Source organism: Nocardioides rubriscoriae (genome assembly GCF_008087085.1).
GTDB classification, from domain to species: domain Bacteria; phylum Actinomycetota; class Actinomycetes; order Propionibacteriales; family Nocardioidaceae; genus Nocardioides; species Nocardioides rubriscoriae.
On sequence record NZ_VIYJ01000010.1, the window covers coordinates 194,372 to 213,799 of the forward strand.

A 19,428-nucleotide genomic window follows, 5' to 3' on the forward strand; every position below is an offset into this window, starting at 1 on the left:
GAGACCACTTCGCAGGAGGCTCAATGACGACCCTCGCCGCCGCGCTCGAGGCGCTGGAGAAGGTCGCCACCGACGCCGGGGTCGACCCGGCGACGGCGCGCCGCGAGGGCGAGGCCCTGGCCGCCACGGTCGCCGAGCCCAACAAGGGCGCCTTCGTCGACTGGTGCGCCGAGACCGGACGCGCCAGCGCGGCCGAGCCGTTCTTCGACGCCGCATCGCGCGGGCGCCGCTACCGGGCCGCGCAGACGGCCACGATGAGCCTGCTGGCCTCCGGCGGCTCACCGGCCGCCCCGTCGTACGCCGCCGCGCTGGGCGACGTCGCGCTCGCCGGCGCCTCGCTGGGCACACCCGACCCTCGCGCCACCGGCAACGCGGCCACGGCCGCGGCGGCCCAGCTGGCCGAGCCGGCCGTCCACCGGCCGTCCGCGCCGACGCTCGGTGACGAGGTCACGGGGTCGCTCCTGCAGCAGCTGTCGGTGGTGCAGGCCAAGATCGCCGGGCTGAGCGGTCTCGACACGGGCGCGGGCGCCACCTCGTCGACCACCGTCGATCCGGTCGCTGTCGCGCCCCCGCCTGCTGAGACGGCCGAGCCCGCGCCGGCCCCCGAGCCCGAAAAACCCAAGAAGACCCTCGAGGAGCTGCTCGCCGAGCTCGACGACCTGGTCGGCCTGGCCGACGTCAAGGCCGAGATCCACCGGCAGGCGGCGGTGCTGCGGGTCGAGGGGCTGCGGGCCCAGGCCGGTCTGAAGAACCCCGACATCACCCGCCACATGGTCTTCAACGGCAACCCCGGCACCGGCAAGACGACCGTCGCGCGGCTGGTCTCGGGCATCTACGCCGCGCTGGGGCTGCTCAGCAAGGGCCAGCTCGTCGAGGTCGACCGCTCCGAGCTGGTCGCGGGCTACCTCGGCCAGACCGCGGCCAAGACCGCCGAGGTGGTCGCGTCCGCGCTCGGTGGCGTGCTCTTCATCGACGAGGCCTACTCGCTGGCCGGCGACCAGTACGGCACCGAGGCGATCGACACCCTGGTCAAGGAGATGGAGGACCACCGCGGCGACCTCGTGGTCATCGTGGCCGGCTACCCCCTGCCGATGCAGGTCTTCATCGCCCAGAACCCCGGGCTCGAGAGCCGCTTCCGCACCCACATCGACTTCGTCGACTACACCGACGCCGAGCTGGTCGACATCTTCGAGGTGATGGCCGCCGCCGCCGAGTACGACGTGAGCGAACCGGTGCTCGACCGGCTGCGCGACATCCTCGGCGGCGTCGAGCGGGGCCCGACCTTCGGCAACGCGCGCTGGGTCCGCAACCTGCTCGAGGCTGCGATCGGCCGCCAGGCCTGGCGCCTGCGCGAGGTCGAGGCGCCCACGCTCGCGCAGCTGCGCACCCTGGAGCTCGACGACGTCGAGCTCGAGGAGGAGAGCACCGACCCTGCCGCGGACCCCGCCGCCGAGTCCGACGGTGCGAGGGTTGAGACCGTCGATATCGGGCAGGCCCCGTCGGGCGACCCGCAGCCCACCCCCGAGGAGACCCCGTGAGCCAGACCGCGCCCGCGCCGGCGCAGGCCGCCCCCGCGCCCGCCGTACCCGCTCCGGCGGCCGCGGCCCGCCCGGGCGCCACCCCGGCCGCGAGTCCCTTCTCCGAGGACGTCCCGCGGCTCCTCAACCGGTGGCAGGCCCTCGCGGTGGCGGCCTGCCTGGTGTTCGGCGTCGTCGCCGCGATCCTCCAGGTGCTGTCGTGGCAGGCCGCCGGCCGGGCCGCCGACAACACCGAGCAGGTCGTGCGGGTCCAGCAGGTCCAGTCGTTGCTGCTGCGAGCCGACGCGATCGCGACCAACTCCTACCTCTCCGACGGGCTCGAGCCGGCCGACGCCCGCGCCGAGTACGACGCCGCGATCGACGACGTCCTGCGGTTGATCACCGACGCCGCCGAGGCCCAGCCCGCCGACCGTGCGGTGCTCGCCGACCTCAACGCGACCGTGTCGACCTACACCAACGCCGTCTCGCAGGCCCGTGACTACAACCGGCAGCAGCTGCCGATCGGCATCGCCTACCTCAACGACGCGGGCACCACCCTGCGTGAGCAGGCCCAGCCGATCGTCAAGGCGCTCGTCGACGCCAACACGACCCGCGCCGAGGACGAGATGCACGCCCAGCACCCGTTCTGGCTGCTCGCGCTCGGCGTCCTGGCCCTGGTGGTCCTGTTCTGGGTCAACCGGCAGGTGGCGCGTCGCTTCAAGCGCCGCTTCAACGTCGGGCTGGTGGTCGCGGCGGTCGTCGTCGCGCTCGTGACGCTGGTGAGCGCGGGCCACGCGGTGCTCAAGAACGACGACGACGACGCGACCCGCGACGGCGCCTACCGCACCGCCGTCGACGAGGCCACCGCCCGCACGGCCGCCAACAACGCGAAGGCCTACGAGAGCCTCGGCCTGGTCAACCGCGGAGCGGGTGCCACCGTCTGGGAGCCGGACTTCGCCGACCAGTCCGAGATCGTCACCGACAACGCGAGTGTGCGGACCGCCGCGCTGTGGGCCGACTACCTCGACCTCCACCAGCAGATCCGTGACCGCGACGACCAGGGCGACTGGGCCGGCGCCGTCGAGCTCGCGACCGCCCGGGGTGAGGGGTCGGCGACCGCCGCGCTCGACGCCGTCGACGGCAACGCCCGCGCGGTCGTCGAGGCCGCCGGCACCGACGCCGCCGACGGGTTCCGCCAGGGCGGTGGCCTGTCGGTCGCCCTCGCCGTGCTCACCCTGCTCGCGGCCCTCGTCGCCGCGGCTGCAGCGTCCCGGGGCATCGACCAGCGACGCAAGGAGTACGCATGAAGCGCCTGCTCGCGGCCACGGCCGCCGTGCTGGTCCTCGCCGGCTGCGGGGGCTACGACGCCACCGTCGTCCCGCCGCCGAGCCAGACGCCGGCACCGGCCGCCCCGGTCACCACCAAGCCGTGCACCAACGACGGCACCGAGGTGCGCTCCTACGACCCCGCCGAGGGCAGCCGCGACGGCGCCGACGTGCAGCGCATCCGCGAGCGCGGGCGGCTCGTCGCCGGGGTCGCGGCCGACACCCTGCTGCTCGGTGCCCGCAACCCCGACACCGGCGACCTCGAGGGCTTCGACATCGACATGGCCAACGCGATCGCCGCCGAGATCTTCGGCACCGCCGAGGGCCACGTCGAGTTCAAGGTGATCACCGCCGCCGACCGCATCAAGTTCCTGCAGAACGGGACGATCGACGTCGTCGCGCGCAACATGACGGTCAACTGCGCCCGCTGGCAGCTGATCGCGTTCTCGCAGGTCTACTTCGACGCCGGCCAGAAGGTCCTCGTCGGCAAGGGCTCCGGCATCACCTCGATCGAGGACCTCGCCGGCAAGCGCATCTGCGCCCCCACGGGCACCACGAGCATCGACAACATCCAGAAGATTGCCCCCGACGCGATCCCCGTCGAGGCTGGCGACAACTCCGCGTGCATGATCAAGTTCCAGAACGGCGAGGCCGACGGCGTCAGCACCGACGACACCGTGCTCGCCGGCCTGGCCGCCCAGGACCCCTACGCCGTCGTGCTCGACACCGCCCCGCTGACCCGCGAGCCCTACGGCATCGGCGTCAACAAGGACAACGTCTCCCTGGTGCGGCTCATCAACGGGGTGCTCGAGGACATGCGCCGCGACGGCCGCTGGCAGCAGTACTACGACGCGACCCTGCGCCCCTTCCTCGGCAAGGGCCAGCAGCCCGCGCCGCTCTACGGCCGATGACCGCTCGATGATGGTCGATGCCCCCTCCACCGCCCCGGCCCCACCCGGCCCGCTCGGCAGCGCCCCCGATCCGGCCGCGCTCCAGGCCTACCTGGGCGGCCTCGAGGCCTGGGTGCGCGGCCGGCGTACCGAGCTCGACGACCTCGACGCCTCGGCGCTCGCCGCGGGCCGCGGGGCCGAGGTCGGCTCCGACATGGCGCTGGCCCTGTCGCTGTGGAAGGCCGTCTCCGACCGCTACGCCGAGATGTGGGCGACCTGGGACGGCGGCCGGGTGCTCGAGGCCGAGCGCCAGCAGGTCACCGCGCTCGTGTGGGCCCGGCTCGACGGGGTCGGGGTCTCGGTGCCCGAGGCGTGCCGCCTCTCCGACGCCCTGGCCAGCCAGCTGCGCACCCGGCTCTCACTGACCCCCGGCGCCGACGCGGCCGCCGGTCGCATCAAGGACCTGCGCGCCCAGCTCGAGCGCATCCGCGACCAGGTCGGCCTCGAGCCCGCCGTGGGCCGCGACACCGCCGTCGACCGGCTCGCCGCGCTGATGGCCCGGGTCGACGAGGCCGCCGAGCGCGCGGGCCGCGGCGCCGACGTCGGCGGCGTGCTGCCCGTGATCGAGCAGGACGCGGCGATCTTCGAGCGCGACCTCATCGTCGGCAACCAGAAGCGGCGCGACGCGCGCGGCCTGCTCGAGGCCGTGCGCCGCGAGCGCGCCGCCCTCGAGGCTCGTGAGGCCGAGCTCACGACCCTGGTCGCCGACTGCGTCGCCACCGTGCAGCCCGCGCCGCGCTACGCCGTGCCCGACGTCGACGCGCTCGGCCCCGTGCCCAACACCCTCGAGGCCCTCATCGCCTACCGCGACCGGCTCGGCCGCGTCACCCAGGCCTTCGACGTCGTGCGCACCGCGTACGCCGCCGCGCTGACCGAGCACACCGACCTGCGGGCGCTGCTCGACGGCTACGTCGCCAAGGCCCGCGCCACCGGCGTCGCCGACCAGCCCGACGTCGCGGCCGCCGAGCGCCAGGCCCGCGACGTGCTCGACCGCAGGCCGGCCCCGATGGCCCTCGCCCGCCAGCTCGTCACGACCTACCAGACCTGGGTCGACACCCAGGCCGCCACCGACAGGCCCGGAGGCCCCGCATGACCTGCACCCAGCCGGGCTGCACCGGCACCATCACCGACGGCTACTGCGACGTGTGCGGCATGGCGCCCGCGCCGACCTCGTCCCCGGGGAGCCCACTGGCCGCAGCCCCCGTCGCCGCCGCCGACGGCAGCGCATGCACCCAGCCCGGGTGCACCGGCCACCTCGCCGACGGCTACTGCGATACCTGCGGCATGGCCGGGGTCGTGGCGTCCGCGCCGGCCTCGAGCCCCGGCCCCGTGGCCGGCGACGCCGTGTCGACCGCGATCTCGACCGGCTCGACGGCCACCTCGTCGGCCCGGGTGGGGTCCGCGCGCTTCGGCTCGGCCCGCGTCGGCGGCGACTCGCGGACCACGACGCGCCAGCGCAGCGGCTCGCAGCGGCTGCGCGCCGCGCGCATCGGCGCCGGCCTGACGTCGGTGCCGCCCGCCCCGCAGATCGACCCCAGCACCGCGATCCGCCCCGACCCGCAGGTGCCCGAGGACAAGCGCACCTGCTCCAAGTGCGGCAACGCCATCGGTCGCAGCCGCGACGGGCGACCCGGTCGTACCGAGGGGTTCTGCCCGCAGTGCGGCCAGGAGTTCTCGTTCACCCCCAAGCTGCAGCCCGGCGACCTGGTCGGCGGGCAGTACGAGGTCGTCGGCGCGCTCGCCCACGGCGGCCTCGGCTGGATCTACCTGGCCCGCGACCGCAACGTCTCCAACCGCTGGGTCGTCCTCAAGGGCCTGCTCAACTCCGGCGACCCCGACGCGCTGGCCGCCGCGATCGCCGAGCAGCAGTTCCTGGCCCAGGTCGAGCACCCGCTGATCGTCGAGATCTACAACTTCGTGACCCACGAGGGCGCCGGCTACATCGTCATGGAGTACGTCGGCGGCACCTCGCTCAAGCAGATGCTCAAGGAGCGGATGCGGGCCAACGGGGGCGTCTACGACCCGCTGCCGGTCGACCAGGCGCTCGCGTTCGTGCTCGAGATCCTCCCGGCCTTCCAGTACCTCCACGACCTCGGACTGGTCTACTGCGACTTCAAGCCCGACAACATGATCCAGGTCGGCGACGCCCTCAAGCTCATCGACCTCGGCGGTGTGCGCCGCATCGACGACCAGGAGTCGGCGATCTACGGCACGGTCGGCTACCAGGCCCCCGAGGTCGCCCAGGTCGGTCCGAGCGTGGCCTCCGACCTCTACACGATCGGGCGCACCCTGGTCGTGCTGTGCATGGAGTTCCGCGGCTACCAGGGCACCTACCTTCACACCCTGCCGCCGCCGGAGTCGACGCCGCTGTTCCACGACAACGACTCGCTGTACTGGCTGATCGCCAAGTGCTGCGCCCCCGACCCGGCCGACCGCTTCGCGTCGGCCGACGAGCTGCGCACCCAGCTGCTCGGCGTGCTGCGCGAGACCGTCGCGCGGCGTACGTCGGGCACGACGCTGACCTCGGCGGCCTCGGTGCTGTTCGAGACCCCGACCACCTCGCGCGGGGTGCTCGAGTGGTCGCAGCTGCCGGGACTGCGCGCCGACACCACCGACCCCCAGCACGGGTGGCTGGCCGGCATCGGCGCCACCGACCCGGCCGAGCGGCTGGCGGCCCTGACCCACGAGGCGCCCGAGCAGTCCCCCGAGGTGCGCCTCGCACGGGCGCGCGCCGCGCTCGAGCTCGGCGACCCCGCGCAGGCCCACGAGGTGGCTGCCGAGATGCTGGCCGCCGACCCGTGGGAGTGGCGGGCGCTGTGGGTCGACGGCCTGGCCGCGATGCTCCAGCGCGACTGGGACACCGCCAAGGCGTCGTTCAACGCCGTCTACCAGCAGGTCCCCGGAGAGCTTGCCCCCAAGCTGGCGCTCGCCGTGGCCTGCGAGAAGGGCGGCCTGCCCGCGGTCGCCGAGGGGCTCTACCTGACGTGCGCCGCCACCGACGCGGCGTACGTCGCCCCGGCGGCGTTCGGCGTGGCCCGCGTGCGCGCCGAGCGCGGCGACGCGGTCGGCGCCGTCGCCGCGCTCGACCTGGTGCCCAAGTCGAGCCGCGGCTACCCCGAGAGCCGCCAGCTGCGCGCCGAGGTGCTGCTGGGCTCGGCGCGGGGTGCAGGCGGCGGCGACCTGGAGGTGCTCGACCAGGCGATGCGCTCGATCGAGTCGGCGTCGATGGACCCCGCCACCCAGGGCCGCTACACCGTGCGGATCCTGGAGCACGCGCTCGCGGTCGTCACCGCCGCCGGTGCGCAGCCCGGGCCCGGCACGACCATCGGCTCCACCGTCGAGGCCACCGAGGCCGGCCTGCGCGCCGGCATCGAGCGCGCCTACCGGCTGCTCGCCCGCGACGCCTCCGACCTGACCGAGCGCATCGAGCTGGTCAACCGCGCCAACGCCGCCCGCGCCTGGAGCCTCACGTGAGACGACCGGGCCACACGTGGGTCGAGGAGGTTGCGCCAGCAACCGTCACGAGACCACCCCACCGCAACCGAGACGAGAACCCGTGAACTGCCCCCACTGTGCTGAGCCGCTCGCCGACGGCGCCGCGTTCTGCGAGGCCTGCGGCAAGCCGGTCGCCGCTGCTCCCGCGGCGGCCCCGGCGCCGGTCGACGTCTCGCAGGAGGCGTCGCCGTTCGAGATGACCGCGGCGACCCGCGCTCCGGGCACCCGGGCCGCCGCGGTCGGGGGCGGACCCCGGCCGTGCCTGCAGTGCGGTGCGGTGGTGGGCCCCGACGGCTACTGCGAGTCGTGCGGCACCAAGCAGCCCAGCGAGCGCGACCACTTCCGCGAGCAGCCGGTGCCGTGGGTGGCCGGGGTCTGCGACCGCGGCATCCGCCACACGCGCAACGAGGACGCGATGGCGTTGCACGCCACCGGGCAGGGCGGCGGGCAGGGCGGCGGCCGGGCCGTGCTCGTCGTGCTCGACGGCGTCTCCAACACCGACGACTCCCACCTGGCCTCGCTGGCCGGGTCCAAGGCGGCCCGCGACGTGCTGCTGACGCCGCTGCCGGCCGGGATGGGCACCGACGAGAGCCGCAACGCGGCCGTCGCAAGGGTCTTCGGGGAGTCGGTGCAGGCCGCGCAGGCCGCGATCGTGGCGCTCACGCCCGCGGGGTCGACCAAGCCGCCGTCGGCGACGTACGTCGTGGCGGTGCTCGAGGACTCCCCGGCCGGACGACGTCTCCACGTCGCCAACATCGGCGACTCGCGCGCCTACTGGCTGCCCGACGGCCAGCCCGGCGTCCAGCTGTCGGTCGACGACTCGGTCGCCCAGGCCCAGATCGCGGCCGGCATGGACCGCAAGGCCGCCGAGGAGGGCCCGCAGGGCCATGCGATCACCCGGTGGCTCGGCATCGACGCCCCCGACCTGGTGCCGCACCTGACCGAGACCGTGCTGACCGGCCCGGGGTGGGTGCTCGTCTGCTCCGACGGGCTCTGGAACTACGCCTCCGACCCGGCCCGCCTCGTCGAGCAGGTCGCCGCCGCCGCGACGACGGACCCGATGGCCCTGGCGGTGGCCCTGGTGGGGTTCGCCAACGGCTGCGGGGGCATGGACAACATCACCGTCGCGCTCGCGCGCGTCGAGCAGGAAGCCGCACACACCGAGGCCACGACCGAGGGAGACACCCATGGCTGAGTTCACCGCGACCGTCTACCAGAACGAGTTCCTGCCCGACGGCGGCACCGACGTCAACGCGATCGTCACCGTCACCTGCACCGGCGCCGGGTCGGTCACCTCCGGCTCCGGCAGCGCCACGGCCGGCGAGGTCATCATCGTCGACACCTCCGGGTCGATGGGCCCGGCGACCATGGCCGCCGCCCGCCAGGCCGCGATGACCGCGGTCGGCGAGATCGTCGACGGGGTCTGGTTCGCCGTCGTCGCCGGCTCCGACCGGGCGATGCTCGCCTACCCGCAGGTCTCCGCCGGCCCCGGCATGGTGCAGGCCAACGACGAGACCCGCGCAGAGGCGCAGCGGGCCATCGACCGCTTCGCCGGCAGCGGCGGCACCGCGATGAGCACCTGGCTCGACCTGGCCGGCCAGCTGTTCGGCTCCATCGAGGGCCTCACCCAGCGCCACGCGATCCTGCTCACCGACGGCGAGAACCGCGAGGACGCGGGCAAGCTCGACGCCGCGATCCAGCGCGCCACCGGCTACTTCCAGTGCGACTGCCGCGGCGCCGGCACCGACTGGCAGGTCGAGGAGCTGCGCCGCATCTCCACCGCGTTGCTCGGCACCGTCGACATCATCCCGTCGCCCGACCAGATGGTCGCTGCGTTCCAGCAGATGATGCAGGCCTCCATGGCCTGCGGCGTCGCCGACGCCCAGCTGCGGGTGTGGGCGCCGCAGGGCGCACAGGTCCTGTTCGTGCGCCAGGTCGCCCCCACCGTCGAGGACCTCACCGCCCGGCGTACGGCGGTCAACCCGCTCACCGGCTCCTACCCGACGGGCGCGTGGTCCGACGAGTCGCGCGACTACCACGTGGCCGTGCGCGTCGCGGCCAAGGCGATCGGCCAGGAGCAGCTCGCGGCGCGGGTCCAGGTCGCGATCGGCGACGACGTCCTGACGCAGGCGCTGGTCAAGGCGACCTGGTCGGGCGACTCCGAGCTGACCGCCAAGATCGACCAGCAGGTCGCCCACTACACGGGCCAGACCGAGCTGGCCGCGATGATCCAGGAGGGCCTGGCCGCCAAGGCCGCCGGCGACGAAGCCACCGCGACGACCAAGCTGGGCCGCGCGGTCCAGCTCGCCGCCGCGACCGGCAACGACGAGGCCACCTCCAAGCTGCGCAAGGTCGTCGACGTCGAGAACGAGGCCGAGGGCACCGTCAAGCTCAAGCGCACCGTCGACAAGGCCGACGAGATGGCCCTCGACACCGCCTCGACCAAGACCACGAGGATCAAGAAGTGACCCAGAAGTGCCCGGCGGGCCACGACTCGACCTCCACCGACTACTGCGACACCTGCGGCATCGCCATGGGTGCGGCGCCCGCGCCGAGCCCCGACGACACCGGCACGCTGCCGACCACCGAGGCCATCTCGGTCTCCGACACGTGCCCGAGCTGCGGCACCACCAACCCCGCCAACGCGCTGTTCTGCGAGAACTGCGGCTACGACTTCACCACCGGCGCCCTGCCCCGCGCCGCCGACCCGGCCCCCGCGGCGCCGAGCGCGCTCGACCTGCCGGTCGAGCCGGTCCAGCCGGCCGCGCCGCCCGTGCCGGTCAACCCGTCGCCGCCGCCGGCGGCCAGCTGGGTGGCCGAGATCTGGATCGACCCCGACTGGTACGCCGACCAGCAGAGCACCGACCCGCTGCCCTCCCCGGGGCTGCCCACGGTGACGCCGCTGCGGCACAGCTCGATCCTCATCGGGCGCGCCTCGCGCAGCCGGGGCATCCACCCCGACCTCGACCTCGGCACCGACACCGGCATCAGCCGCCGCCACGCCCAGCTCACCACCGACGGCACCCGCTGGTTCGTCGAGGACCTCGGGTCCTCCAACGGCACTTACGTCGGCGGCGCGCTCGGCGAGCTGCCCAAGACCCCGGTCCCCCCGGGCCAGAAGGTCGAGGTGCGCCCCGACGAGCGCGTCTACGTCGGTGCCTGGACCCGCATCGTCCTGCGCAAGGCCGAGCCGGGAGAAGTCTGACGTCCACGGTGATCGAGCCGGGCGAGCGCTAGCGAGCTCGTGTCGAGATCCCCGCAGGTGCAGGTCGACTCGACCTCTACCTGCGGTGGTTTCGACGCTCAACCTGCGCGACGGACGGCAGCTCAGCTCGTCCCTCGCCGGCCTGCCTATCGCTTGGTGGCGATGATGGTGGCGGCGTCGGAGGCGACCATCATCTCGACGGCGGTGAAGCGCTCGTCGGTCAGCCACTGCTCGCGCAGCGTGTCGACCCGGCCGTAGGTGATCGGCGGCCAGCTGTCGCAGGGGGTGAAGTCGTCGATCACGACGATGCCGCCGTCCTCGACCAGGTCGGCGACGGCGTCGACGCCGACCTCGCCGCCGTCACCGGGCCAGCTGCGGTCGGCCTGGCCCGCGTCGAGGAAGAGCAGCGAGAACGGGCCCTTGTCGAGCAGGGTCGACCAGTCGGCGGCGAGGACCTCGACCAGCGGGTCGTGCTCGAAGATCTCGCCGGCCGCGCGGGCCAGGCGCGGGTCGAGCTCGGCGGTGATGATCCGCGCCTTCTCGCCGCGCACGCCGGAGCGCAGCCACGCCGTACCGACGCCGCAGCCGGTGCCGAACTCGGCCATCGTGCCGTCACGGGTGGCGGCCAGCATCGCCAGCAGCCGGCCGGTCTCGTTGCGGCAGAAGGACACGTAGCCGGCCCGGCGGGAGACAGCGAACGCACGCTCCACCACGTCGGGGAGGTCGGGGGAGGCGCTCATGGGTTGAGTGTTTCCCTGCGTCTTCTCTGACGAGACAGGCGTCTCGCCATGCGAACAGTTCTCGCTATCCGGTGGTGGCGCGCTGGGGTCCGACCTACTCTCGAAGCACCATGCGGAGCGTGATCGTACTTATCGAGCGCCGCGACGGGGCCACGCAGGACTGAGATCCTGCGGCGCGAGGCCACCCCGTCGCGGTGGTTGTCGTGCTCCCAGCACTGTCGGCCTTGCGAATCACCATTCCCGGTGATGTCTCCGCGGCGGTCCGGCACCTCGGCACCTCCAGCGCGATCCGCTCGTCGCAGGCATCCTCCCCGTGCGATCCACGGGCTCCTCCTCCGCGGGGACATCTCCGGGCGTGACCCGCACAGCCCGGCGACCCAGAGGAGAACGACCATGTACGACATGTACCCCGAGTGGGGCCCTGCCAAGAACCGCGACGACGAGCGGCCCAACGGCGTCCAGGCGTCCTTCGACCGGTGGGACGACGACCGCCCCGACGACAATTGAGCTCGAGGTCATCCGTCGCTGGACGGTGGTCGGTCGGCGTCGTGGGAGACGGATAGCGTTCAGGCCATGAGCACAGTCAAGCTGGCAGTCATCGGTGGCGACGGCATCGGACCGGAGGTGACGGCCGAGGCCCTCAAGGTCCTCGAGGCGGCGGCGCCCGCGGGCGTGGGCTTCGAGCAGACGGCCTACGACCTCGGCGCGGAGCGCTACCTCGCCACGGGCGAGGTCCTGCCCGACTCGGTGCTCGCCGAGATCCGCGACCACGACGCGATCCTGCTCGGCGCGGTCGGCGGCAAGCCCAACGACCCCAACCTGCCTCCCGGCATCCTCGAGCGCGGGCTGCTGCTGCGGCTGCGCTTCGAGCTCGACCACTACGTCAACCTGCGCCCCTCGCGCATCTACCCCGGCGCCGTCTCACCCCTGGCCAACCCGGGCGAGGTCGACTTCGTCGTCGTCCGCGAGGGCACCGAGGGCCCCTACACGGGCAACGGCGGTGCCCTGCGCGTCGGCACCCCGGCCGAGATCGCCACCGAGGTCTCCGTCAACACCGCGTACGGCGTCGAGCGGGTCGTGCGCGACGCCTTCGCCCGTGCCCAGCGGCGGCCGCGCAAGAAGCTCACCCTGGTCCACAAGACCAACGTGCTCGTCCACGCCGGCCAGGTCTGGTGGCGGCTGACCCAGCAGGTCGCCGCGGAGTTCCCCGAGGTGACCGTCGACTACATGCACGTCGACGCCGCCATGATCTTCATGACCACCGACCCCGCCCGTTTCGACGTGATCGTCACCGACAACCTCTTCGGCGACATCATCACCGACCTCGCCGCCGCCATCACCGGTGGCATCGGGCTCGCCGCCTCCGGCAACGTCAACCCCGACCGCACCGCACCCTCGATGTTCGAGCCGGTCCACGGCTCGGCCCCCGACATCGCCGGGCAGCAGAAGGCCGACCCCACCGCGGCGATCCTGTCGGTGGCGCTGCTCCTCGACCACCTCGGCCACCCCGACGCCGCCGGCGCCGTCGAGGCCGCGGCCATCGCCGACCTCGCCGAGCGCACGCCCGCCACCACCCGCCGTACCTCCGAGGTCGGCGACGCGATCGCGTCGCGGCTCGGCTGACCTCACGCGCCCCGTCTGACCCTGGATTCACCGGCCGGCCGGTGAAACCCCGACCTGACCGGTGAAATTTCGTCGGCCACGTCAGGCATTCACCGGCCGGCCGGTGAAACCTGGGACAGGTGGTGCGACACCGACTGCAAGGAAGTACGACTAAATTGCCGACCATGGACTTCAGCACCACGCTGACCGACGCGCCCACCTCCGACGAGCGGCTGGCCGAGATCCTCGCCAACCCCGGGTTCGGGACCCACTTCACCGACCACATGGTCACCGTGGAGTGGACGCCCGACGACGGCTGGCACGCCGCCCGCGTGACGCCGTACGGTCCGCTGACCCTCGACCCGGCGACCGCGGTGCTGCACTACGCGCAGGAGACCTTCGAGGGGATGAAGGCCTACCGGCACCCCGACTCCTCGATCTGGACCTTCCGCCCCGAGGAGAACGGCGCGCGGATGGTGCGCTCCAGCCACCGGCTCGCGCTGCCCGTGCTCGAGGTCGACGACTTCGTCCAGGCCGTCGACGAGCTCGTGCGCGTCGACGCGCGGTGGGTGCCCGACAACGCCGCCGACGGTGGCGAGAAGAGCCTCTACCTGCGGCCCTTCATGTTCGCCAGCGAGGCGTTCCTCGGGGTGCGGCCGGCGCAGCACGTCACGTTCATGGTCATCGCGAGTCCGGCCGGCGCCTACTTCAAGGGCGGCGTCAAGCCGGTCACCTTGTGGCTGTCGACCGACTACACCCGCGCCGGGCGTGGCGGGATGGGCGCGGCCAAGACGGGCGGCAACTACGCCAGCTCGCTGGTCGCGCAGCAGGAGGCGACCGCCCAGGGGTGCGACCAGGTCGTCTTCCTCGACGCCCAGGAGGGCCGCTACGTCGAGGAGCTCGGCGGGATGAACCTCTACTTCGTCCACGACGACGGCACCATCGTCACCCCGGCGACCGGCACGATCCTCGAGGGCATCACCCGCGCCAGCATCATCGAGCTCGCCGGCAAGCTCAGCCACCAGGTCGAGGAGCGGAAGTTCTCCATCGACGAGTGGCGCGAGGGCGTCGCCAGCGGTCGGATCACCGAGATCTTCGCCTGCGGCACCGCCGCCGTGGTCACCCCGGTCGGCACGCTCAAGGCGGCCGACGGCGACGCCCCGGCCCCGGGGAGCACCGACCTGACCATGCGGATCCGCCAGGCCCTGGTCGACGTGCAGCTCGGGCGGGCCGAGGACACCTTCGGCTGGATGCACCGGGTCGTCTGAGCACCCGATCCACGACCGGCCGCCGACCGGCCGGGAGCCCGGGAGACGGCCTCGTCACCAGCGGCGGGGCATGATCCTCCTCGTGAGCAGGGAGAGCCGGCGCGAGCAGCGCCGTTGGCAGCGTGAGCTCGAGGCCGAGTTGCGTGCCCTGCCGACCTACGAGGGCGAGACCCTCGACGGCGGCGACGTCGCGCCGCTCAGCCGCCGCCTGCCCACGCCGCCACGCCGGCGCCTCGGTCGCCGGTCCCACCGGCCGGGCCGGACCGGCCAGCTCGGCCGACCCGGACGGGGGAGGGTCAGCAGTGAGCGGCGTCGTACGGTGCTGACGGTGGCCGTCACCGTCGCGGTGATCGCCGCGGTGTTCACCGCCAGCCTCACCCCGCTGGCCACGGCGCTGCGCGGGGTCCTCGGCCTCGGGGCCGACCGCGGCGACAGCTCCACCTACCGGTTCCTGGCCACCGACGCCCTCGGTCAGCCCGTCCGCTGGAGCTCGTGCGACCCGATCCGCTACGTCGTCAACCCGACCAACGCGCCCGACGGGTGGCGCGACACGCTCGATGCGTCCCTCGCCGCGGTCAGTGACGCGACCGGCCTGCAGTTCGACGACGAGGGCGTGAGCTCCGCCTCGACGACGACCTCACGGTTGGGCCCCGGCGACCGGCCCGACCCGGTCCTGGTGAGCTGGGCCGACCCGCGAGACGAGCCCGAGCTCGAGGGCGACATCGTGGGGGTCGCCGGCGCCGCCTCGATCGGCGGGATCTACCAGACGGGCTCGGTGATCCTTGACGCCCCTGCCTTCGACGAGATGGAGCGTCGCGGTGAGGAGGGTCTGCAGCGCGCCGTCCTCATGCACGAGCTCGGCCACCTGGTGGGCCTCGACCACGTCGACGACCGCCGGCAGCTGATGTACCCGTCGACCACCGTCCAGATGACCTTCGGCCCCGGAGACCTCACGGGGCTGCGGATCCTCGGCGAGGGTCCCTGCGCCTGACCCGTACGACGGCGGCGCGCGGGTAACCTCGGTCCGTGACGACCCAGCCGCGCGAGGACGGGCCCGCGCCCCCGCGGCGGGTCGGGCCCTACACGTTGCTCGCCAAGATCGGCGAGGGAGGCATGGGGGTCGTCCACCTGGCCCGGCGCGAGGAGAGCGGCGCGCGGGTGGCGCTCAAGGTGATGCGCCCCCACATCGTCGGCGACGACGAGGCGCGCCAGCGCCTGGCGCGCGAGGTCAGCTCGCTGCGCCGCATCCGCAGCCGCTGGGTCGCCGAGATCGTCGACGCCGACCCGTGGGCCGACGTCCCCTACGTCGCCACCCGCTACGTCCCGGGGCTGTCGTTGCACGACCACGTCCAGCAGGAGGGGCCGATCACGGGTGCGGACCTCACGTGGTTCGCCGGGTGCCTGGCCGAGGGGCTCGCCTCGGTGCACGCCGCCGGCGTGCTCCATCGTGACGTCAAGCCGTCCAACGTGCTGATGGAGGGCCGCACCCCGATCCTCATCGACTTCGGCCTGGCGCGCGTGGCCGACGACCCGCGGCTGACCCACACCGGGTGGCTGCTCGGCACCCCCGGCTACCTCGCCCCCGAGATCCTCTACGGCGACGACGCCAGCGCCGCCTCCGACCTCCACTCGTGGGGTGCGAGCGTGGCCTACGCCGCGACCGGCGCCGCGCCCTTCGGTCGCGGACCGGCGATGGCCATCATGGACCGGGTCCGTCGCGGCGAGCACGACCTCACCGGCCTGACCGGGCCGCTGCGCGACGTCGTCGCCGCGACGCTCGACCCCGAGCCCGCGCGACGACCCAGCCTCGAGCAGCTGCTGGCCTGGCTGCGTCCGCAGACCACCCGACCGGCCCCGGTCCCGACGCCGGCGGTCGACCCGTTCGACGCGCCGCTGGCGCTCGCCGCGCAGGCGCACGACCGGCCCGTCTACGACGACTCCCCGCCGCCCTACGACCAGGAGGCCGACCAGCTGACGGACCGGGTGACGGACCGGGTGACGGACCGGGAGGCCGCGGGCACGACGCTCGTGCTGCCTGCGCACCCACCGGCGACCCCGCCCCCCGCGCCGACCCTGGTAGAGCGGCCCCCCCGCGTGCTCGCCCCGACCCCGCCGTCCTACGGCCACACGCCCGGCTATCCGGCGTACGACCCGGCGTACGACCCGGCGCCCACGCCGCGGACACCGCTCGGCGAGCGGCTGCGCCGCCTGGGCCTCGTGGCGGCCGGCGCGGTGCTCACCGGCGCTGCGACCGCCGTGGCGCCGTGGCTGACGCTGGTCGTCGTCGTGGTCGCCGTGTGGCTGCTGCGCAGCGGGTCGCTGGCGGCCAGCGCGGTGGGGGCGCGGCGGCAGCTGCGCGGTCGCCGGTGGTACGACGGCCCGCAGCTGCTGGTCCAGGCGCCGTGGCACCTGCTGCAGTCGATCCCGGGGGCGGCGATGCTGCTGACCTGGGCCGGCGGGCTCGGCGTCGCGGCCGCGCTGCTGTGCTACGCCGTGGCCGCCGCGCTGCCGGTCAGCCTGTTCGTCACCGGCCTGGTCCTCGCGCTCGCGCTGTGGTGGGGCCCCGGGGGCAGCCGGCTGCGCGGTCCGCTGGGGCGCGTCGTCGACCCGCTGAGCCGTCAGGTGGGTGCCTGGCTCCTCGCCACCGCGGTCGTCCTCGCGCTGGCCGTGGTCGCCGGTGCCTACGTCGAGGCGCGCGGCACCTCGTGGGTCCCGGGCGGTGGGCAGCCACTGTCAGGCAGGTAGCGGCCCGGTTCGCTCAGCGTGCGGTCGACGCCTTGCGCAGCCGCGACTTCAGCGCCCGGCCGGCGACCGGCCCGAGGTCGTCGACCACGTCGACCAGCACGACCAGGCGCTCGACCGCGTCGAGGGCCGCCCGCGACCCGACGGGGTCGACGCCGTCATAGAGCTCCAGGCCGATGAACACCGCGCTGATCATCTGCGCCAGCCCAGCCGCGTCGACGACGTCGGCGAGCGGGTTGTCGGCCATCAGGCGGCGTACGACGGCCTCGATCTGCTCGCACCAGCGGGCCATGGCGTAGCGCGCGGCCTCGGCGAGCAGCAGGTCCTGCTGCGCGCCGGCCATGAGCTGTGCCATCACCGCGATGTTGCCGGTCTCGCGCTCGCGGTCGTGCAGCGCGCGGCCGGCCTCGAGCAGCTCGGCGAGCGAGCCGATCCGGGCGAACTGGTCGCGGTAGAAGTCGACGTTCTCGTCGACCGCGGCCCGGGTGGCGGCCTGGATCAGCTCGGGCATCGTGCCGAAGTGGTAGAAGACCAGCGCCTGGTTGCACCCGGCCCGCGCGGCGACCGCACGGGCCGACACCCCGGCGATGCCGTCCTTGCGCAGGGTCTCGGCGGTGGCCTCGAGCAGGCGCTGGCGGGTGTCGGTCACGCTCCTACGGTACGCCGCGGGTTGAGCGAACGCTCAACACCGTCCCCGGGTCGTCGTCGGGCCGCCGGATCCGCGATGTGGAACCCGGCCCACACGCACCACGGGCGTGGCACCATGGACGTCGTGCACCACCGCGTGATCATCATTCGCTAGCGCACCGAGCCCCCGCCCGGTGCGCCACCTCCCGTTCCCCCGGGAGGTTTTTTGTTGTCCGGCCCCGGACGCCCCCGACACCATCCCGACCAGAGAGCTGACCGATGGACCTGCACGGCGCCTTCCACGTCTACGACACGACGCTGCGCGACGGCGCGCAGCAGGAGGGGCTCAACCTCTCCGTGGCCGACAAGCTGACGATCGCGCGCCAGCTCGACGGGCTCGGCGTGGGCTACATCGAGGGCGGGTGGCCGGGGGCCAACCCCAAGGACACCGAGTTCTTCCGCCGCGCGGCCGTCGAGCTCGACCTGCGCCACGCGCGGCTGGCCGCCTTCGGGGCGACCCGCAAGGCCGGCGTACGCGCGGCCGACGACCCGCAGGTCGCGGCCCTGCGCGACTCCGGGGCCGGTGTGGTGACGCTGGTGGCCAAGTCGCACGACCGTCACGTCGAGCTCGCGCTGCGCACGACCCTCGAGGAGAACCTCGAGATGATCCGCGACACCGTCAGCCACCTCAAGGCCGAGGGCCAGCAGGTCTTCCTCGACGCCGAGCACTTCTTCGACGGCTATCGCCGCAACCGCGACTACGCCCTCGAGGTGCTGCGCACGGCCTACGACGCCGGCGCCGAGGTGGTCGCCCTGTGCGACACCAACGGCGGCATGCTCCCGCCGTGGGTCTCCGACGTCGTCCACGACGTCATCGACACCACCGGTGTCCGCGTCGGCATCCACTGCCACAACGACACCGGCTGCGCGGTGGCCAACACGCTGGCCGCCGTCGACGCCGGAGCCACCCACGTCCAGGGCTGCCTCAACGGCTACGGCGAGCGCACCGGCAACGCCGACCTGGTCACCGTCGTGGCCAACCTCGAGCTCAAGCTCGAGCGCGAGGTGCTGCCGCCGGGCCTGCTCGCCGAGTCGACCCGGATCGCCCACGCCGTCGCCGACGTCACCAACTTCGCGCCGGCCTCGCGCCAGCCCTACGTCGGCACCTCGGCCTTCGCCCACAAGGCCGGGCTGCACGCCAGCGCCATCAAGGTCGACCCCGACCTCTACCAGCACACCGACCCGGTCCGGGTCGGCAACGACATGAGGCTGCTGGTCTCCGACATGGCCGGGCGCGCGACCATCGAGCTCAAGGGCCGCGAGCTCGGCTTCGACCTGTCCGGCGACCGCGACCTCGTCACCCGCGTCACCGACCGGGTCAAGGCGATGGAGCAGCGCGGCTACACCTTCGAGGCCGCCGACGCGTCCTTCGAGCTGCTGCTGGTGGAGGAGGTCGAGGGACGCCGCCCGGCCTACGTCGAGGTCGAGTCGTGGCGCGTGATCACCGAGACCCTCGCCAACCGCGGCGCCCTCGACGAGGCGGTGTCCGAGGCGACGGTCAAGCTGTCTGCCGAGGGCGTGCGCTACGTCGTCACCGGTGAGGGCAACGGCCCGGTCAACGCCCTCGACTCGGCGCTGCGCACCGCGATCGGGCAGGCGTTCCCCGAGGTCGCGAAGTTCGAGCTGGTCGACTACAAGGTCCGCATCCTCGACCAGGGCCACGGCACCGACGCGATCACCCGGGTGCTCATCGAGACCTCCGACGGGGCCTCCTCGTGGGTCACGGTCGGGGTCGGTCACAACGTCATCGAGGCCTCGTGGGAGGCCCTGCTCGACGGGCTGACCTACGGCCTGCGCCGCCACCACCAGGACTGACGCCGGCCTAAGTCGGGTCGACCCGTCGCGTCTACGCGACGGGTCGGTGAAGTCGGGGTCGACCCGTCGCGTTTTCGCGACG

General features: G+C 73.6%; 15 protein-coding genes. 13 read left to right on the plus strand and 2 right to left on the minus strand.

Annotation, left to right across the window (positions count from 1 at the left end; all coding sequences use genetic code 11):
• Positions 1–23: 23 nt before the first annotated feature.
• The 8 genes from FZC61_RS18665 to FZC61_RS18700 all read left to right on the plus strand — a co-directional run bounded on the left by FZC61_RS18665 (position 24) and on the right by FZC61_RS18700 (position 10,492).
• Positions 24–1,538: an AAA family ATPase gene (locus tag FZC61_RS18665; RefSeq protein WP_148615671.1), complete on the plus strand. Its 1,515-nt coding sequence runs from the start codon at positions 24–26 to the stop codon at positions 1,536–1,538.
• Positions 1,535–2,824, plus strand: a complete 1,290-nt coding sequence (locus tag FZC61_RS18670; protein ID WP_148615672.1) for a hypothetical protein — start codon at positions 1,535–1,537, stop codon at positions 2,822–2,824. The genes FZC61_RS18665 and FZC61_RS18670 overlap by 4 nt, the downstream gene beginning before the upstream one ends.
• Positions 2,821–3,753 (plus strand): glutamate ABC transporter substrate-binding protein, encoded by a 933-nt coding sequence (locus FZC61_RS18675; protein WP_148615673.1) that lies wholly within the window; start codon positions 2,821–2,823, stop codon positions 3,751–3,753. The genes FZC61_RS18670 and FZC61_RS18675 overlap by 4 nt, the downstream gene beginning before the upstream one ends.
• Positions 3,754–3,760: 7 nt before the next feature.
• Positions 3,761–4,885: a hypothetical protein gene (locus tag FZC61_RS18680; RefSeq protein WP_148615674.1), complete on the plus strand. Its 1,125-nt coding sequence runs from the start codon at positions 3,761–3,763 to the stop codon at positions 4,883–4,885.
• Entirely contained in the window at positions 4,882–7,266 is a 2,385-nt protein-coding gene (locus tag FZC61_RS18685; RefSeq protein ID WP_148615675.1) for a serine/threonine-protein kinase, read from the plus strand. Before FZC61_RS18680 ends, FZC61_RS18685 begins: the two co-directional genes overlap by 4 nt.
• A gap of 82 nt (positions 7,267–7,348) precedes the next feature.
• Complete coding sequence (locus FZC61_RS18690) at positions 7,349–8,482, plus strand: PP2C family protein-serine/threonine phosphatase (protein ID WP_148615676.1); 1,134 nt, start codon at positions 7,349–7,351, stop codon at positions 8,480–8,482.
• A complete protein-coding gene (locus FZC61_RS18695; RefSeq protein WP_148615677.1) occupies positions 8,475–9,755 on the plus strand; it encodes a vWA domain-containing protein in 1,281 nt (426 codons plus the stop codon). Before FZC61_RS18690 ends, FZC61_RS18695 begins: the two co-directional genes overlap by 8 nt.
• The gene (locus FZC61_RS18700; protein ID WP_246142785.1) at positions 9,752–10,492 is read left to right on the plus strand and encodes an FHA domain-containing protein; all 741 of its coding nucleotides are present in this window, start codon (positions 9,752–9,754) and stop codon (positions 10,490–10,492) included. Before FZC61_RS18695 ends, FZC61_RS18700 begins: the two co-directional genes overlap by 4 nt.
• A gap of 146 nt (positions 10,493–10,638) precedes the next feature.
• Here FZC61_RS18700 and FZC61_RS18705 read toward each other — a convergent pair whose 3' ends face one another.
• Positions 10,639–11,232 carry an O-methyltransferase gene (locus FZC61_RS18705; protein WP_148615678.1) on the minus strand — a complete coding sequence of 198 codons (594 nt, stop codon included), beginning with the start codon at positions 11,230–11,232 and terminating at the stop codon, positions 10,639–10,641.
• A 573-nt stretch (positions 11,233–11,805) separates the two neighbouring features.
• On the opposite strand from FZC61_RS18705, the gene FZC61_RS18710 reads away from it, so the two are divergent.
• From FZC61_RS18710 to FZC61_RS18725, 4 genes are all read left to right on the plus strand, one after another.
• Positions 11,806–12,855 (plus strand): 3-isopropylmalate dehydrogenase, encoded by a 1,050-nt coding sequence (locus FZC61_RS18710; RefSeq protein WP_148615679.1) that lies wholly within the window; start codon positions 11,806–11,808, stop codon positions 12,853–12,855.
• 164 nt (positions 12,856–13,019) lie between these two features.
• Positions 13,020–14,102, plus strand: a complete 1,083-nt coding sequence (locus FZC61_RS18715) for a branched-chain amino acid aminotransferase (protein ID WP_148615680.1) — start codon at positions 13,020–13,022, stop codon at positions 14,100–14,102.
• Positions 14,103–14,184: 82 nt separating this feature from the next.
• The gene (locus tag FZC61_RS18720; RefSeq protein ID WP_170286181.1) at positions 14,185–15,093 is read left to right on the plus strand and encodes a matrixin family metalloprotease; all 909 of its coding nucleotides are present in this window, start codon (positions 14,185–14,187) and stop codon (positions 15,091–15,093) included.
• 35 nt (positions 15,094–15,128) lie between these two features.
• Positions 15,129–16,847: a serine/threonine-protein kinase gene (locus FZC61_RS18725; RefSeq protein ID WP_148615682.1), complete on the plus strand. Its 1,719-nt coding sequence runs from the start codon at positions 15,129–15,131 to the stop codon at positions 16,845–16,847.
• A 13-nt stretch (positions 16,848–16,860) separates the two neighbouring features.
• Here FZC61_RS18725 and FZC61_RS18730 read toward each other — a convergent pair whose 3' ends face one another.
• A complete protein-coding gene (locus FZC61_RS18730) occupies positions 16,861–17,493 on the minus strand; it encodes a TetR family transcriptional regulator (RefSeq protein WP_148615683.1) in 633 nt (210 codons plus the stop codon).
• 257 nt (positions 17,494–17,750) lie between these two features.
• Between FZC61_RS18730 and cimA the strand changes: the two genes are divergently transcribed.
• On the plus strand, positions 17,751–19,346 hold the full coding sequence (gene cimA, locus FZC61_RS18735) for a citramalate synthase (protein ID WP_148615684.1): 1,596 nt from the start codon (positions 17,751–17,753) through the stop codon (positions 19,344–19,346).
• Positions 19,347–19,428 lie beyond the last annotated feature (82 nt).

Coding starts and splice junctions, on each gene's coding strand:
- FZC61_RS18665 (WP_148615671.1), top strand. CDS start 24: ATGACGACCCTCGCCGCCGCGCTCGAGGCGCTGGAGAAGGTCGCCACC.
- FZC61_RS18680 (WP_148615674.1), top strand. CDS start 3,761: ATGATGGTCGATGCCCCCTCCACCGCCCCGGCCCCACCCGGCCCGCTC.
- cimA (WP_148615684.1), top strand. CDS start 17,751: ATGGACCTGCACGGCGCCTTCCACGTCTACGACACGACGCTGCGCGAC.
- FZC61_RS18685 (WP_148615675.1), top strand. CDS start 4,882: ATGACCTGCACCCAGCCGGGCTGCACCGGCACCATCACCGACGGCTAC.
- FZC61_RS18705 (WP_148615678.1), bottom strand. CDS start 11,232: ATGAGCGCCTCCCCCGACCTCCCCGACGTGGTGGAGCGTGCGTTCGCT.
- FZC61_RS18710 (WP_148615679.1), top strand. CDS start 11,806: ATGAGCACAGTCAAGCTGGCAGTCATCGGTGGCGACGGCATCGGACCG.
- FZC61_RS18675 (WP_148615673.1), top strand. CDS start 2,821: ATGAAGCGCCTGCTCGCGGCCACGGCCGCCGTGCTGGTCCTCGCCGGC.
- FZC61_RS18715 (WP_148615680.1), top strand. CDS start 13,020: ATGGACTTCAGCACCACGCTGACCGACGCGCCCACCTCCGACGAGCGG.
- FZC61_RS18695 (WP_148615677.1), top strand. CDS start 8,475: ATGGCTGAGTTCACCGCGACCGTCTACCAGAACGAGTTCCTGCCCGAC.